At 70.8% G+C, this 14,433-nt stretch carries 12 protein-coding genes; 10 read left to right on the top strand and 2 right to left on the bottom strand.

All coding sequences use genetic code 11. The features are described 5' to 3' along the window. Positions 1–54: 54 nt before the first annotated feature. Complete coding sequence (locus ACWF9Z_RS03965; protein WP_453597130.1) at positions 55–624, bottom strand: TetR/AcrR family transcriptional regulator; 570 nt, start codon at positions 622–624, stop codon at positions 55–57. 146 nt (positions 625–770) lie between these two features. On the opposite strand from ACWF9Z_RS03965, the gene ACWF9Z_RS03970 reads away from it, so the two are divergent. The 3 genes from ACWF9Z_RS03970 (at position 771) to ACWF9Z_RS03980 (ending at position 2,723) form a co-directional block, all read left to right on the top strand. After that, positions 771–1,553: an alpha/beta fold hydrolase gene (locus tag ACWF9Z_RS03970; RefSeq protein WP_453597132.1), complete on the top strand. Its 783-nt coding sequence runs from the start codon at positions 771–773 to the stop codon at positions 1,551–1,553. A 101-nt stretch (positions 1,554–1,654) separates the two neighbouring features. Beyond that, positions 1,655–2,503 carry a helix-turn-helix domain-containing protein gene (locus ACWF9Z_RS03975; RefSeq protein WP_453597134.1) on the top strand — a complete coding sequence of 283 codons (849 nt, stop codon included), beginning with the start codon at positions 1,655–1,657 and terminating at the stop codon, positions 2,501–2,503. Next, on the top strand, positions 2,463–2,723 hold the full coding sequence (locus ACWF9Z_RS03980; protein WP_453597136.1) for a DUF397 domain-containing protein: 261 nt from the start codon (positions 2,463–2,465) through the stop codon (positions 2,721–2,723). The genes ACWF9Z_RS03975 and ACWF9Z_RS03980 overlap by 41 nt, the downstream gene beginning before the upstream one ends. Before the next feature lie 190 nt (positions 2,724–2,913). Here ACWF9Z_RS03980 and ACWF9Z_RS03985 read toward each other — a convergent pair whose 3' ends face one another. Further along, positions 2,914–4,737, bottom strand: a complete 1,824-nt coding sequence (locus ACWF9Z_RS03985) for a bifunctional metallophosphatase/5'-nucleotidase (RefSeq protein WP_453597138.1) — start codon at positions 4,735–4,737, stop codon at positions 2,914–2,916. Positions 4,738–4,905: 168 nt separating this feature from the next. Between ACWF9Z_RS03985 and mshD the strand changes: the two genes are divergently transcribed. From mshD to pstB, 7 genes are all read left to right on the top strand, one after another. After that, positions 4,906–5,841 (top strand): mycothiol synthase, encoded by a 936-nt coding sequence (mshD, locus tag ACWF9Z_RS03990; protein WP_453597140.1) that lies wholly within the window; start codon positions 4,906–4,908, stop codon positions 5,839–5,841. A 643-nt stretch (positions 5,842–6,484) separates the two neighbouring features. Beyond that, on the top strand, positions 6,485–8,761 hold the full coding sequence (locus ACWF9Z_RS03995) for an RNA degradosome polyphosphate kinase (protein WP_453597142.1): 2,277 nt from the start codon (positions 6,485–6,487) through the stop codon (positions 8,759–8,761). Then, positions 8,742–9,725, top strand: a complete 984-nt coding sequence (locus tag ACWF9Z_RS04000) for a CHAD domain-containing protein (protein WP_453597144.1) — start codon at positions 8,742–8,744, stop codon at positions 9,723–9,725. Before ACWF9Z_RS03995 ends, ACWF9Z_RS04000 begins: the two co-directional genes overlap by 20 nt. Before the next feature lie 315 nt (positions 9,726–10,040). Further along, positions 10,041–11,177, top strand: coding sequence for a phosphate ABC transporter substrate-binding protein PstS (gene pstS, locus ACWF9Z_RS04005; RefSeq protein WP_453597146.1), 1,137 nt, complete (start codon positions 10,041–10,043; stop codon positions 11,175–11,177). A gap of 131 nt (positions 11,178–11,308) precedes the next feature. Then, the gene (pstC, locus tag ACWF9Z_RS04010) at positions 11,309–12,298 is read left to right on the top strand and encodes a phosphate ABC transporter permease subunit PstC (protein ID WP_453597148.1); all 990 of its coding nucleotides are present in this window, start codon (positions 11,309–11,311) and stop codon (positions 12,296–12,298) included. Further along, positions 12,298–13,380: a phosphate ABC transporter permease PstA gene (pstA, locus tag ACWF9Z_RS04015; RefSeq protein ID WP_453597150.1), complete on the top strand. Its 1,083-nt coding sequence runs from the start codon at positions 12,298–12,300 to the stop codon at positions 13,378–13,380. The genes pstC and pstA overlap by 1 nt, the downstream gene beginning before the upstream one ends. Before the next feature lie 29 nt (positions 13,381–13,409). Continuing rightward, positions 13,410–14,186: a phosphate ABC transporter ATP-binding protein PstB gene (gene pstB / locus ACWF9Z_RS04020; protein ID WP_453597152.1), complete on the top strand. Its 777-nt coding sequence runs from the start codon at positions 13,410–13,412 to the stop codon at positions 14,184–14,186. The last annotated feature ends 247 nt before the right edge of the window (positions 14,187–14,433 follow it).

The raw sequence follows: 14,433 nt of genomic DNA on the forward strand, positions 1-14,433 counted from the left end.
GTGGTGGCGGGATTATGGCGCGCGGAGCCACGCATTACTACCCACGGGTAGATCTCAGCTGTCGAGCAACTCCGCCATCGTGCGCAGACCTTGGGCGATCTCGCGCCCGTTCGGCGCGTGTTCCGGGTCGGTCAGGACCTGGACCATCACCCCGGTCAGCAGGGCGATGTGCACCGACCCGAGGGCCCGTACGTCCTCCTCCGCGACCTCGTCCTGCGGCACCCCGCGCAGCTGCGCGGCCACCATGCGGCGGTTGCCGCGCTGCGCCTCGGCCAGGATCCCGAGGAGCTCCGGCGAGGACTGCGCGTGCACGAAGGCCTCGACGGAGGCGGTCCAGAGCCAGCTCGTCTCACCGAAGTCGCGGATCTTGCGGTCCCAGGTGTCGGCGTAGCGCTCGAGGGCGGTGTCGCCCTGCCCCGCGAGCCGGCCGGAGCCGGCCGCCCACTCGTCCATGGCCGCGAACAGCGCCTGGTTGAGCAGCACCTCGCGGGACCCGAAGTGGTAGCCGATCGCGGCCATGCTCACCTTCGACGCCGTGGCGATGTCGCGCACGGTCGTGCGGAGGTACCCCTTCTCTTGCAGGCAGCGCCGGGCTCCGGCCAGCAGGTCCTCGCGATTTCCCATGCCGGGATCGTATCCGCGCTCCGGCCCGGGACCCGGCCCTCATCCCTTTTTGGGCAAGCGCCCTACACAATCGTATTGCGCGCTTGCCTAAATCCTGACAGGCTGATGACCGGCCCACCGACCAGCACACAGGGGAGAACAACGCCATGCGCCACGAGCTGAAGATCGACGACCGCACCCTGTCCTACCTGGACTTCGGCGGCCCCGGCCGGCCGCTGCTCGCCCTCCACGGCGGCCTCTCCGAGGGCGCGCACTACACCGCCCTGGCCGCCGCCCTCGGCGACGACTGGCGGGTCATCGCCCCCGATCAGCGCGGCCACGGAGACTCCGACCTGGCCCCTGAGTACGGCCGCGCGGGATACGTGTCCGACGCCGCCGCCCTGCTGGATCACCTGGACCCCGGCGGGCCGGTGCCCGTCCTCGGCTTCTCGCTCGGCGGGATCAACGCCTACCACCTGGCCGCCGCCCGGCCCGACCTGGTCTCCGCCCTGATCAACGTCGACGCCCCCGTGGAGAGCCCGCGCGGGGACGGCCCGTACTTCTGGGACTTCCTGCACGGCCTCCCGTACACCGCGCCGACCCGCGAGGAACTCATCGCCGCCCTCGGCCCGCTCGGCGAGGGGATCGGCCCGTTCCTGCGCCCGCTGCCCGAGGACACCGGCTGGCGGCTGCCGTTCCACCCGCAGGCCACACTGGCCACGCTGGCCGAGGGCGACGGCGACCGCTGGGACGTCTGGCTCGCGAGCGACTGCCCGGCGCTGCTGATCCACGGCCTGCGCAGCGAGGTGCTCCCGCTGGAACTGGCCCGGGCGATGGCCTCCCGCCGCCCCGGGACCTCGTACGCGGGCCTCGACACCGAGCACTTCGTGCCCTTCCAGGACCCGGAGGGCTTCGCGGCGGCCGCACGGGCTTTCCTCGCCGGCCTCTGACCGAGTCGCGGATTCCCGCCACCAGACCGCAGCCGTGTCACTACCCTCGGTGACAGACCGAAACGAACGCCGCACGGCGTGCACTTGGGGGTGACCGCTCCATGGTCAACATTCGCGATCTCGATCCCAGCGCGTCTCCGCTGGACTACTACGGCTCGGAACTACGCCGCCTGCGGGAGGCCGCCGGGCTGAAACAGGGGCAGCTGGGGGACATCGTCTTCTGCGCGGCCTCGCTCGTCGGCCAGATCGAAACGGCGAGGAAGGTCCCGACCCGGGAGTTCTCGGAGCGGCTGGACGCGGCGCTGGGGACGGGCGGGGTGTTCTCCCGGTTGGTGGGGTTGGTGCTGAGGAGCCAGTTACCGACGTGGTTCCAGGAGTTCGCGGGCCTGGAGGCCCAGGCCACGCACATCGCCACCTACCAGGCGCAACTCGTGTACGGCCTGTTGCAGACCGAGGAGTACGCGAGGGCCGTTCTCCGGGCCGGATGGTCCGACAAGCTCGATGAAGCGGTCGCGGCGAGGATTGAGCGGCAGCGCGCCCTGAGCAGGGAGCGCCCGCCCCTGGTCTGGGTGGTGCTGGACGAGAGCGCGCTACACCGTCCGTTCGGCACCCGCGGGCTCATGCGCAGGCAGCTGGACCACCTGCTGAGCTTCGCCGACCACCGCGAGGTGTCCATCCAGGTGCTGCCCTTCACCGCAGGTCAACATCCGGCGACGGTGGGGTCGTTCACTGTGCTGCGGTTCGCGAGCGACCCGGACATCCTCTACGCCGAGAGCTACGGATTGGCCAACGTGACCGCCAACCCGGACACCGTACGAGACTGTGCGCACCGATACGATCACTTGCAGGCTGCGGCCCTCTCGGTGGAGGAGTCCGCGGAACTGATCGCCCGCGTACGGGAGGAACGTTATGGGGACCAGCCCAAATCTGAACGCAGCGCTTTGGCGTAAGTCGAGCTACAGCGGAGGTACCGGCGGCGAGTGCGTCGAATGCGCCCCCCTCGGAACCACCACCTGGCGCAAGGCCTCGTACAGCGGAACCACCGGCGGCGACTGCGTAGAGGTCGCCGCCCAGCCCTGCCGGATCGCCGTCCGGGACTCCAAGAACCCCGGCGGGCCCGCCTTCACCGTCACCCCGGCCGCCTTCACGGAGTTCGTGCGCGCGCTCTGAGATACGCCGAAGGGGGGGGGGGGGGGGGGCGCGCCGAGGCCCGAGCCGCAGCCCCTAAAACTATAACACAGAGAAACATAGAGACGACACGACACCGCCCCCCCCCCCCCGCCGTCGCGGCGCGCTTTTTTTTATCCGCCGTGGGGCGGGGGCCAGCTAGCAATTGGCCCCCCGCCCCTTCGTCAGTGCCCTACTTGACGACCGTGATCCGGTCCGCCGCCGGCACCGCCAGCGGCGCCGCCGCCGAGGAGTGCGCGGCCAGGTAGGCGTTGAAGCAGTCCAGGTCGGACGCGCCGACCAGCTTGTTCTTGTGCTCCTTCAGGACGGTGAAGCCGTCACCGCCGCCCGCGAGGAACTCGTTCATCGCGACCCGGTAGGTCGTGGCGGGGTCGAGGGCCGCGCCGTTCAGCTTCACCGAGTCCACGACGATGCGCTCGGCGCCCGCCTTGGTGGTGTCCAGGGTGTATGTGAAGCCCTTGGAGACCTGAAGGATCTTCGGGTTCGGGCCGTTGACCGTGCCGCTGACCTGCTGCTGGAGCATGGTGATCAGCTGGGCGCCGGTCAGGTCGACGACGTTCATCATATTGGTGAACGGCTGGACCGTGTACGACTCTCCGTACGTCACGACCCCGTCGCCCTCGCCGCCCGCCGCCTTGAAGGCGAGGTCGGCGCGGATGCCGCCCGGGTTCATGACGGCGAGCTGGGCGCCGCCCTTGGCGGCCGGGGCCAGGGCCTCGAGCTGCGCGTCGGCGATCACGTCACCGAGCGGCTTCTCGTAGGACTCGGAGCCGCGGCCCGCGATGTCCCCGGCGATGTAGCCCATCGGACGGCCCGCGATCGGCGCGGCCAGCGCGTTCCAGCGCTGGATCAGCGCGGTCAGGTCCGGGGCCTTGGGCTGGTCCCGGGTCACGACCTTCTGGACCGGCTTCGGCGCGGCGACCGGCGTACGGACGATGTCCTTGGTCTTCAGGTCGTACGTGAGGGTGTTGTCCGTGAACAGCCGGCCGTAGGAGGCGGCCGAGGTGACCGTGCGTGGGTTGCCCGCCGGGTCGGGGATGGTGCACGCGTACGCCTGGTGCGTGTGGCCGGTGACCAGGGCATCGACCTTCGGCGAGACGTTCTTCGCGATGTCGACGATGGCACCGGAGATGCCGGCGCCCGCGCCCGGTACGTCGCAGTCGTAGTTGTACGCGCCGCTCGCCGGCAGGCCGCCCTCGTGGACCAGCGCCACGATCGACTTCACGCCCTGCTGGTTCAGCTGCTCCGCGTACTTGTTGATCGTCTCGACCTCGTCGCCGAACGTGAGGCCCTTGACCCCGTCGGCGGTCACGACGTCGGGAGTGCCCTCCAGGGTGACGCCGATGAAGCCGATCTTCACGTCCCCCTTCTTCCAGATGAAGGTCGGGCTCATCATCGGGCGCTTCGTCTTCTGGTCGACGACGTTCGCCGCGAGGTACTGGAAGTCCGCGCCGTCGAAGCTCTTGCCGTACTCGAAGCAGCCCTCGACCGGGTGGCAGCCGCCGTACTGCATGCGGCGCAGCTCGGTCCTGCCCTCGTCGAACTCGTGGTTGCCGACGCTCGTGACGTCCAGGTCGAGGTCGTTGAGCGCCTCGATGGTCGGCTCGTCGTGGAAGAGGCCGGACACCATCGGGCTGGCGCCGATCATGTCGCCGGCCGCCGCGGTGACGGAGTACGGGTGGCCCTTGCGGGCCTCGCGCAGGCCGGTCGCCAGGTACTCGACCCCGCCCGCGGGTATGGATTTGGTGGTGCCGTCGGCCTGACGCTCGGTCACATTGCCGGAGGAGCCCTGCGGGGGCTCCAGCGTGCCGTGGAGGTCGTTGAACGAGAGCATCTGCACGTCGACGGTGCGGCTCTTGTCGTGGCCGTTACCGCTACCACTCGCGGCACCGGCCGGAAGGGCGGCGGCGACCATCGCGCCGGCCGCCGTCGTGACGGCGAGGGCGGTGAGGGTCAACCGGCGGGCTCGGCGGTGCCGTTGTGGCGTCGCTGACATTTAGTCCCCTTTGCGGACAGCGATACATCTTGGGAGGTCGGCCGAAGCCTAGAGTCAACGCGCGTAGCGCGACAGGGGTACCGGGTATCGAGCTGGTTACACGCGGAAGGCGCACTGCCGTCGCGCCCGCACCGACGCGGGCTCCCGCCGTGGTCGTAGGCTCGGCTCATGACTGACGACGCAGCAGCGGCCCGGGAGCCGGGACGGCAGATCCAGACCCTCGACGAACTGACGGAGGAACAGGCGGACGCCGTCCTCGCCCTGATCGAGGACGCGGCACGCAGCGACGGCACCACCGCCGTGTCCGAGCAGGGACGGCTCCAACTGCGCGGCGGAACGCGCGAGGGGATCCGGCACTTCCTCGTCACCGAGCGCGGCCGGCTCGCCGGGTACGGGCAGCTGGAGGACACCGACCCGGTGGAGGCCCCCGCCGCCGAGCTCGTCGTCCACCCCGCGATGCGCGGCCGCGGGCACGGGCGGGCCCTGGGCACCGCCCTGCTGGCCGCCTCCGGCAAGCGGATCCGGGTGTGGGCGCACGGCGGCAAGTCCGCCGCCCGCCACCTCGCGCAGGTCCTCGGTCTGACCCTGTTCCGCGAGCTGCGCCAGCTGCGCCGGCCCCTCAGCGGCCCCGACGCCCCGCCGCTGCCGGAGGCGGTCCTGCCGCCGGGCGTGACCGTACGCACCTTCGTCCCCGGCACCGACGACGCGGCGTGGCTCGCCGCGAACGCCGCCGCCTTCGCGCACCACCCCGAACAGGGCTCCCTGGTCCAGCGGGACCTGAACGACCGCATCGCACAGCCCTGGTTCGACGCCAAGGGCTTCTTCCTCGCCGAGCGGGACGGCGAACTCGTCGGCTTCCACTGGACGAAGATCCACGCCGAGCAGCAGCTCGGCGAGGTCTACGTGGTCGGCGTCCGCCCCGGCGCCCAGGGAGGCGGCCTCGGCAAGGCCCTCACCGCCATCGGCCTGCGCCACCTGGCCGCCGCGGGCCTCCCCACGGCCATGCTCTACGTGGACGCCGACAACCCGGCCGCCCTGTCCGTCTACGCGTCCCTGGGCTTCACCACCCACGAAACAGACCTGATGTACCGCACAGAAAGCTGACCCACCCCCCGCCACCGTCCAAGGCACGCCAAACCCAGCCGCGAGCCGGCGTTTGAGGCGCCCCCGAACCGGATCGCCCGAACCCGGGCCGCCCAAACCCAGCCCCGCCAAACCCAGCCCCGCCGGCGTTTGAGGCGCGCCAACCCAGCCCCGCCGGCGTTTGAGGCGCGGGGTCTGGGGCGGAGCCCCAGGATCTCCGGGTCCGGGCGGAGCCCGGGGAACGGTGGAAGGGCGGGTAGGGGACCAGCCCCGCGCAGCGGCAAACCCCCACCCGGGATCCGGGACCCTCCCCCAGGGGCCGGGACCCCGGGCCTGGGCCGGGGGGCCAGAGGCCCAGGGGGCCAGAGGCCGGACCCAGAGCCAGGGCCAGGGCCAGGGCCGAGGCCGAGACCCAGGGCCGGGGCCGGGAGACCCAGGGCCAGGGCCCAGGCGCCGGGTCCGGGTCCGGGACCCGGAGGCACAGCCCCCACCCCCACCACAGCCACCGGCACGCCGCGGCCGCCCGCCCGGACCCTGGAAGCCACACGCCATTAACCACGCATTAATGCACGGTCGCGAAGCTGACGGAATGCAGCCCCGACTCCGACCGACCGCCGACTCTTCCGACGCGCCTTTCCTGCCGCGTGCGCGGAAGAATGGAGTCATGAGCCACAAGTCCAGCGCAGCTCCCACCGACGTTCCCGCCCAGCAGCCGTCCCACGCCTCCGCGGCCTCCCCGGAAGCCGTCGCCGCGCGCGCCGCCAGCGGCGCCCACGCGCGTCTCGGCTCCATAGCCGCCCACCGCCCCCACGTGGATCTGGAACCGGACCTCGACGCGGATCTCGACTCCTACGAGGCCACGGACACCAGCGAGCTCCCCGCCGGGCGCTTCCTGGACCGCGAGCGGAGCTGGCTGGCCTTCAACGAGCGCGTCCTGGAGCTCGCCGAGGACCCGACGACGCCCCTCCTGGAGCGCGCGAACTTCCTGGCGATCTTCGCGAGCAACCTCGACGAGTTCTTCATGGTCCGCGTCGCCGGCCTCAAGCGCCGCATCGCGACCGGTGTCGCCACCCGTTCGGCCTCCGGCCTGCAGCCCCGTGAGGTACTGGACCAGATCTGGACCCGCTCGCGCGAGCTCATGGCCCGCCACGCCGCCTGCTTCCAGCAGGACATCTCCCCGCAGCTCGCCGAGGAGGGCGTCCACCTCATCCGGTGGCCCGACCTCACCGAGAAGGAGCAGGCGCGCCTCTTCACCCTGTTCCGCAACCAGATCTTCCCGGTGCTCACCCCGCTGGCCGTGGACCCCGCGCACCCGTTCCCGTACATCTCCGGCCTCTCGCTGAACCTGGCCGTCGTCGTACGCAATCCCGTGAGCGGCCACCGCCACTTCGCCCGGGTCAAGGTCCCGCCGCTCCTCTCCCGCTTCCTGGAGGCCTCCCCGCAGCGCTACGTCCCGCTGGAGGACGTCATCGCCGCGCACCTGGAGGAACTGTTCCCCGGCATGGAGGTGCTCGCGCACCACATGTTCCGCGTGACCCGCAACGAGGACCTGGAGGTCGAGGAGGACGACGCCGAGAACCTCCTCCAGGCCCTGGAGAAGGAGCTCATGCGGCGCCGCTTCGGCCCGCCCGTGCGCCTGGAGGTCGAGGAGTCCTTCGACCCCGGCGTCCTGGACCTCCTCGTGCAGGAACTGAAGGTCAACCCCTCCGAGGTGTACCCGCTGCCCGGTCCGCTGGACCTGACCGCGCTCTTCGGGATCGCCTCGCTGGACCGCCCCGAGCTGAAGTTCCCGAAGTTCGTCGCCGGCACGCACCGCGACCTCGCCGAGGTCGAGTCCGCCTCCGCGCCCGACATCTTCGCCGCGCTGCGCGAGCGGGACGTGCTGCTGCACCACCCGTACGACTCCTTCTCCACCTCGGTGCAGGCCTTCCTGGAACAGGCCGCCGCCGACCCGGACGTCCTCGCGATCAAGCAGACGCTGTACCGCACCTCCGGCGACTCCCCGATCGTGGACGCCCTGATCGACGCCGCCGAGTCCGGCAAGCAGGTCCTCGTACTCGTCGAGATCAAGGCCCGGTTCGACGAGCAGGCCAACATCAAGTGGGCGCGCAAGCTGGAGGCGTCCGGCTGCCACGTCGTCTACGGACTGGTCGGCCTCAAGACCCACTGCAAGCTGTCGCTCGTCGTCCGCCAGGAGGGCGACACGCTGCGCCGCTACTCCCACGTGGGCACCGGCAACTACCACCCCAAGACGGCACGGCTCTACGAGGACCTCGGCCTGCTCACCGCCGACCCGCAGGTCGGCGCGGACCTCTCCGACCTCTTCAACCGGCTGTCCGGCTACTCGCGCCGCGAGACCTACCGCCGGCTGCTGGTGGCACCGCGCTCGCTGCGCGACGGGCTGATCTCCCGGATCGACAAGGAGGCCGCCCACCACCGGGCGGGCCGCCCCGCCTACGTCCGGCTGAAGATGAACTCGATCGTCGACGAGGCACTGATCGACTCGCTGTACCGGGCCTCGCGGGCGGGGGTCCCCATCGACATCTGGGTCCGCGGCATCTGCGCGATCCGCCCCGGAGTCCCCGGGCTCTCGGAGAACATCCGGGTCCGCTCGATCCTCGGCCGCTTCCTCGAGCACTCCCGGGTCTTCGCCTTCGGCAACGGCGGCGAACCCGAGGTGTACATCGGCAGCGCCGACATGATGCACCGCAACCTCGACCGCCGTATCGAGGCACTGGTCAGGGTCGCCGACCCGGCCCACCGCGCGGCCGTGGACCGGCTGCTGGAGACCGGGATGTCCGACCTCACCTCCTCCTGGCACCTGGGCCCGGACGGCGAATGGACCCGGCACAGCACGGACGGCGAGGGCCAGCCGCTGCGGCACGTTCAGGAGATGCTCATAGACGCCCGGAGGCGCCGGCGTGGCTCAGCCAAACCATGACCCGACCGCGAGCACGGCAGGCGACCTGCTCGGGACGTACCTGCGCGCGCAGGCCACCGCTTTCCTGCGCGCGCTGCGCCTGCACCACGAGGGCGCGGCGAGCGCGGCCGCCGAGGGCAGCGAGGCGGCGCGCAGCCTGCGGGGGGCCGCGCGCCGGATCTCCTCGACCCTGTCCACGTTCAGAGCGGTGGCCGAATCCGCCTGGGCGGACTCGCTGCGCACGGAGCTGACGTGGCTCTCGGCGACCCTGGCCGACGAGCACGCGTACGCCGCCCGGCTGACGCGGCTCATGGACGCCCTGCACCGGCTGTCGGGGAGCTCCGAAGTGCCCGCGCCCCGGGGTACGACGGGCTCGCTGACGGTGGGCTCGGCGCGGGCGGGCGCACTGCTGGAGCGGCAGCTGACGCTGTCCCGTACGCGCGCGCACTCGGCGACGCTCCAGGCGCTGGGCTCCTCCCGCTTCCACGCGGTCGCGGACGCGGTGGCCGTGCTGGCCTCCGAGGTCCCGCTGGACCCGGTCGCGGCCCGGGGCCGGGTGGACGACGTCCTGGTCCCCCTGGCGGAAGTGGCCGGATCCCGGCTGTCGGCCGCGGTGGCCGCCCTCCCCGACCCCTCCTCGTCGCACCCCTACGACGCGGATCACGACGGCCCGTGGAACGAGGTGCGCCGCCTGCTGCGGGTCCACCGGTACGCGCGGGAGACGCTGTGCGAGGACGTGGCCCGGCTGGCCGTCGCGGGCGAGGCGCTGGACCGCCACCGCGACGCGGCGGAGGCCGCCGGGGCCTCGGCGACGGCCGCGCGCACGCCCCGGATCGCCCCGGCGACGGCCTACGCCCTCGGCGTCCTGCACGCGGACCAGCGGCACGAGGTCGAGGCCTCGAGGCTCACCTTCCGGCACCTCTGGCAGCCGGCTGGTTCCGGCCACGCCAGAGGACATCTCCCCGCGGTGGCCGGGGGCGTGTGAGCCCCGGAGTTCGGGGCAGGCCAGGGACAGCGGTGCCATTTCGGCCCACCACGATCACGCTACGGTAACGGCGGGATAACGGGAGATGTCGCCGGGGGGCGACCCGCTCCTCACGCACCGCCCCGCCCGCCATGGTTCACCGTCCGTTCACTTGTCCCGGTCGGCCGCTTCACCTGATCTGCCTAACTTCGTTGAAGCACGGAGCGAATCGCAGCCACGGCGAACGGTTCTCCCGGGCACACCGACGTAGTCCTCTTCGCACGCCGCCCCGATTGCAGAAAGCGGCCGGCGGCTTCTGGAAGGAAACACCCGAAAGTGAAGCTTCAGCGCAAGAACATGCTTCGTGCCTCCGCCCTCGGGGCGCTTGTCGTGTCCGGTGCCCTGGTCCTCACGGCGTGCGGCTCGGACGACAACACCAAGACCGACGCCGATGCGTCCGGCAAGCCGACCACGATCGCCAGCGACATCAAGTGTGACGACGCCAAGGGCAAGGTCCTGGCCTCCGGCTCCTCCGCGCAGAAGAACGCGGTCGACCTGTGGATCAAGAACTACATGGCGGCCTGCTCCGGCGTCGAGGTGAACTACAAGTCCTCCTCCTCCGGTGAGGGCATCGTGGCCTTCAACCAGGGCACCGTCGGTTTCGCCGGCTCGGACTCCGCGCTGAAGCCCGACGCCGTCGAGGAGTCGAAGAAGGTCTGCACCGGCGGCCAGGGCATCGACCTGCCGATGGTCGGCGGCCCGATCGCCCTCGGCTTCAACGTCGCCGGCGTGGACAAGCTCACGCTGGACGCCACCACGATCGCCAACATCTTCAACGACAAGATCAAGAAGTGGGACGACGAGGCGATCAAGAAGCTGAACCCCGGCGTCACGCTTCCCTCCACCGCGATCCAGGCGTTCCACCGCTCCGAGGACTCGGGCACCACCGAGAACCTGGGCAAGTACCTCAAGGCCGCCGCGCCCGAGGCCTGGACGTACGAGGCCGCCAAGAAGTGGCCGGCCCCCGGTGGCCAGGCCGCCTCCGGCTCCGCCGGTGTCGCCTCGCAGGTCAAGGCCGTTGACGGTGCGATCGGCTACTTCGAGCTCTCGTACGCCTCCTCGCAGAGCATCAAGACCGTGGACGTGAACACGGGCGCCGCCGCCCCGGTCAAGGCCACCGGCGAGAACGCCTCCAAGGCCATCGCCGCCGCCAAGATCGCCGGCACCGGCTCCGACCTGGCGCTCAAGCTCGACTACGCCACCAAGGCCGAGGGCGCCTACCCGATCGTCCTGGTGACCTACGAGGTCGTCTGCGACAAGGGCAACAAGGCCGAGACGCTCCCGACCGTGAAGTCCTTCCTGAACTACACCGCGTCCGACGCGGGCCAGAAGGTCCTGACCGAGAACGGCTACGCGCCGATCCCGGCCGAGATCGTCGCCAAGGTCCGCGAAGTCATCGCGACCCTCAGCTAGTCCTGACTCCCGGGACCACCGGTCCGCTCCCCCCGTCCGGGGGGCGGACCGGCCCGGGGACCCTCCCCTTCACCCGGGGGATCCGGTGCACCGCCGCCAGGGGGCCTGCCCCCCACCAGACCGGAAAGATCATGGCTTCCACCACACCCACCCCAGTAGACACGGCTCCGCCTGTCGCCACGAGCGGAAGGTCCACCGGCCGCGCCGGTGACAAGATCTTCGCCGGCCTCTCCAAGGGCTCCGGCATCCTGCTCCTGGTGATCATGGCGTCGATCGCCGGCTTCCTCACCTACCGCGCTTCGATCGCCCTGGCCGACAACGAGGGCAACTTCCTCACCACGTTCGACTGGAACGCGTCGGCCAAACCCCCCGTCTTCGGCATCGCCGTCCTGCTCTTCGGCACCGTCGTCAGCTCGATCATCGCGATGGCCATCGCGGTTCCGATCGCCGTCGGCATCGCCCTCTTCATCTCGCACTACGCGCCGCGCAAGCTGGCGTCCCCCCTCGCCTACGTGGTCGACCTGCTGGCCGCCGTGCCGTCGATCATCTACGGCATCTGGGGCGCCCTCTTCCTCGTCCCGCAGCTCAACGGCCTGAACCTCTGGCTCGACGAGTACCTGGGCTGGACCTACGTCTTCGACAAGACCCAGGTCGGCGTCGCCCGCTCCCTCTTCACCGTCGGCATCCTGCTCGCGATCATGATCCTGCCGATCGTGACCAGCGTCAGCCGCGAGGTCTTCCTGCAGGTCCCGCGCATGAACGAGGAAGCCGCCTTGGCCCTCGGCGCGACCCGCTGGGAAGTCATCCGCATGTCGGTCCTGCCCTTCGGCCGCTCCGGAGTCATCTCCGCCTCGATGCTCGGCCTCGGCCGCGCGCTCGGCGAGACCATGGCCGTGGCGACCGTCCTCTCCCCGAGCTTCCTGATCTCCGGCCACATCCTGGACCCGGGCGGCGGCACGTTCGCGCAGAACATCGCCGCGAAGTTCGACGAGGCCAACGAGTTCGGCCGCGACGCGCTGATCGCCTCCGGTCTCGTGCTCTTCCTGCTCACCCTGCTGGTCAACGGCGCCGCCCGGCTGATCATCGCCCGTCGCAAGGACTTCTCGGGGGCGAACGCCTGATGAGCCACGCACTCCAGGACCCGCGCCCCTCCCGGGCCCGCACGTCCGTCGCGCCCACCAGCCTGACGCAGGGCAGCCTGCCCCGCTGGGCCCCGGCCGGCATCGCGGTCCTCTCGATCGCGCTCGGCTGCGGCATCGGCGCCGTCGCCGGCCTCCACAGCAAGGTCCAGTGGGGCCTGCTCGCGGCCCTCCTCTTCGTGGCCGTCACGTACACGGCCAGCTCGGTGATCGAGAACCGCCGCCAGGCCAAGGACCGGGTCGCGACCTCCCTGGTCTGGGTCTGCTTCGTCCTCGCGGTCGTCCCGCTGCTCTCGCTGCTGTGGACCACCGTCAGCCGCGGCATGAAGGTCCTCGACGGGGACTTCCTCGGCCACTCGATGAACGGCGTGACCAGCTTCGAGGCCGGCGGCGGGGTCTACCACGCACTGCTCGGCACCATCGAGCAGGTCGCCCTGGCCACCGCGATCGCCGCGCCCATCGGCCTGCTGACCGCCGTCTACCTGGTCGAGTACGGCCGGGGCGCGCTCGCCAAGTCCGTGACGTTCTTCGTCGACGTCATGACCGGCATCCCCTCCATCGTCGCGGGCCTGTTCGTCCTGACGACCTGGAACCTGATGCTCGGCTTCGGCCCCTCCGGCTTCGCCGGCGCGATGGCCCTGTCGATCCTGATGATGCCCGTCGTGGTCCGCTCCACCGAGGAGATGCTCAAGCTCGTCCCGAACGAGCTGCGCGAGGCCGCCCTGGCCCTCGGCGTGCCGAAGTGGCGCATGATCCTCAAGGTCGTGCTGCCCACCGCCATCGGCGGCATCTCCACCGGCGTGATGCTGGCCGTCGCCCGTATCGCGGGTGAGACCGCACCGATCATGCTGCTGGTCTTCGGCTCCCAGCTGATCAACAACAACCCCTTCGAAGGTGCCCAGTCCTCGCTCCCCCTGTACATCTGGGAGCAGTACAAGGTCGGCAGTGAAGCCTCCTACGACCGGGCCTGGGGCGCAGCGCTCGTCCTGATCGCCTTCGTCATGATCCTCAACCTGGTGGCCCGCGGCATCGCCCGCTGGAAGGCTCCCAAGACCGGTCGCTGACGCGACTTACGAAAGCGAAGTGACCCCTCATGGCCAAGCGAATCGACGTCAGCGGACTGTCGGCCTTCTACGGCACCCACAAGGCCATCGACGACATCTCGATGACCGTCGAGCCGCGCTCCGTGACGGCCTTCATCGGCCCGTCCGGCTGCGGCAAGTCCACCTTCCTGCGCACCCTGAACCGCATGCACGAGGTCACCCCCGGCGGCCGCGTCGAGGGCAAGGTGCTGCTGGACGACGAGAACCTGTACGGCCCCGGCGTGGACCCGGTCGCGGTCCGCCGCACGGTCGGCATGGTCTTCCAGCGCCCGAACCCCTTCCCCACCATGTCGATCTTCGACAACGTGGCGGCGGGCCTGCGGCTCAACGGCTCGTTCAAGAAGTCCGAGCTGACCGAGATCGTCGAGAAGTCCCTCCAGGGCGCCAACCTCTGGAACGAGGTCAAGGACCGCCTGAACAAGCCCGGCTCCGGCCTCTCCGGCGGCCAGCAGCAGCGCCTGTGCATCGCCCGCGCCATCGCGGTCGAGCCCCAGGTCCTCCTCATGGACGAGCCCTGCTCGGCCCTCGACCCGATCTCCACCCTCGCCATCGAGGACCTGATCGGCGAGCTCAAGGAGCGCTTCACGATCGTCATCGTGACGCACAACATGCAGCAGGCCGCCCGCGTCTCCGACCGCACCGCCTTCTTCAACCTCTCGGCGGTCGGCCAGCCCGGCAAGCTGGTCGAGATCGACGACACGGACCGGATCTTCTCCAACCCGTCCGTCCAGGCGACCGAGGACTACATCTCCGGCCGCTTCGGCTAGACACGGGAGGCCGCGCGGCACCGCCGCGCGGCACGGAACACCATGCGGCCCGGCCGCGTGGACCAGACGTCCTGCGGTGCTGCATGGCGGTGCCACCGCACGGCGGAAGAAAGAAAAGGGCCGGGGCCCCCCGGGGGGGGGGGGCCCGCCCCCCGCCGGCCCCCCCCCCCCCCCCGGGGGGGGGGGGCCCCCCCACAGGGAACAAAACACCATTGAAAAAACCAAAAAAGGCCACACCACCGCGCGC

This window comes from Streptomyces sp. NPDC054961 (genome assembly GCF_053609145.1).

Excerpts from the sequence above, each read along its gene's own strand:
- ACWF9Z_RS03965 (WP_453597130.1), bottom strand. The coding sequence starts at position 624 with ATGGGAAATCGCGAGGACCTGCTGGCCGGAGCCCGGCGCTGCCTGCAA.
- ACWF9Z_RS03970 (WP_453597132.1), top strand. The coding sequence starts at position 771 with ATGCGCCACGAGCTGAAGATCGACGACCGCACCCTGTCCTACCTGGAC.
- ACWF9Z_RS03975 (WP_453597134.1), top strand. The coding sequence starts at position 1,655 with ATGGTCAACATTCGCGATCTCGATCCCAGCGCGTCTCCGCTGGACTAC.
- ACWF9Z_RS03980 (WP_453597136.1), top strand. The coding sequence starts at position 2,463 with ATGGGGACCAGCCCAAATCTGAACGCAGCGCTTTGGCGTAAGTCGAGC.
- ACWF9Z_RS03985 (WP_453597138.1), bottom strand. The coding sequence starts at position 4,737 with ATGTCAGCGACGCCACAACGGCACCGCCGAGCCCGCCGGTTGACCCTC.
- mshD (WP_453597140.1), top strand. The coding sequence starts at position 4,906 with ATGACTGACGACGCAGCAGCGGCCCGGGAGCCGGGACGGCAGATCCAG.
- ACWF9Z_RS03995 (WP_453597142.1), top strand. The coding sequence starts at position 6,485 with ATGAGCCACAAGTCCAGCGCAGCTCCCACCGACGTTCCCGCCCAGCAG.
- pstC (WP_453597148.1), top strand. The coding sequence starts at position 11,309 with ATGGCTTCCACCACACCCACCCCAGTAGACACGGCTCCGCCTGTCGCC.
- pstA (WP_453597150.1), top strand. The coding sequence starts at position 12,298 with ATGAGCCACGCACTCCAGGACCCGCGCCCCTCCCGGGCCCGCACGTCC.
- pstB (WP_453597152.1), top strand. The coding sequence starts at position 13,410 with ATGGCCAAGCGAATCGACGTCAGCGGACTGTCGGCCTTCTACGGCACC.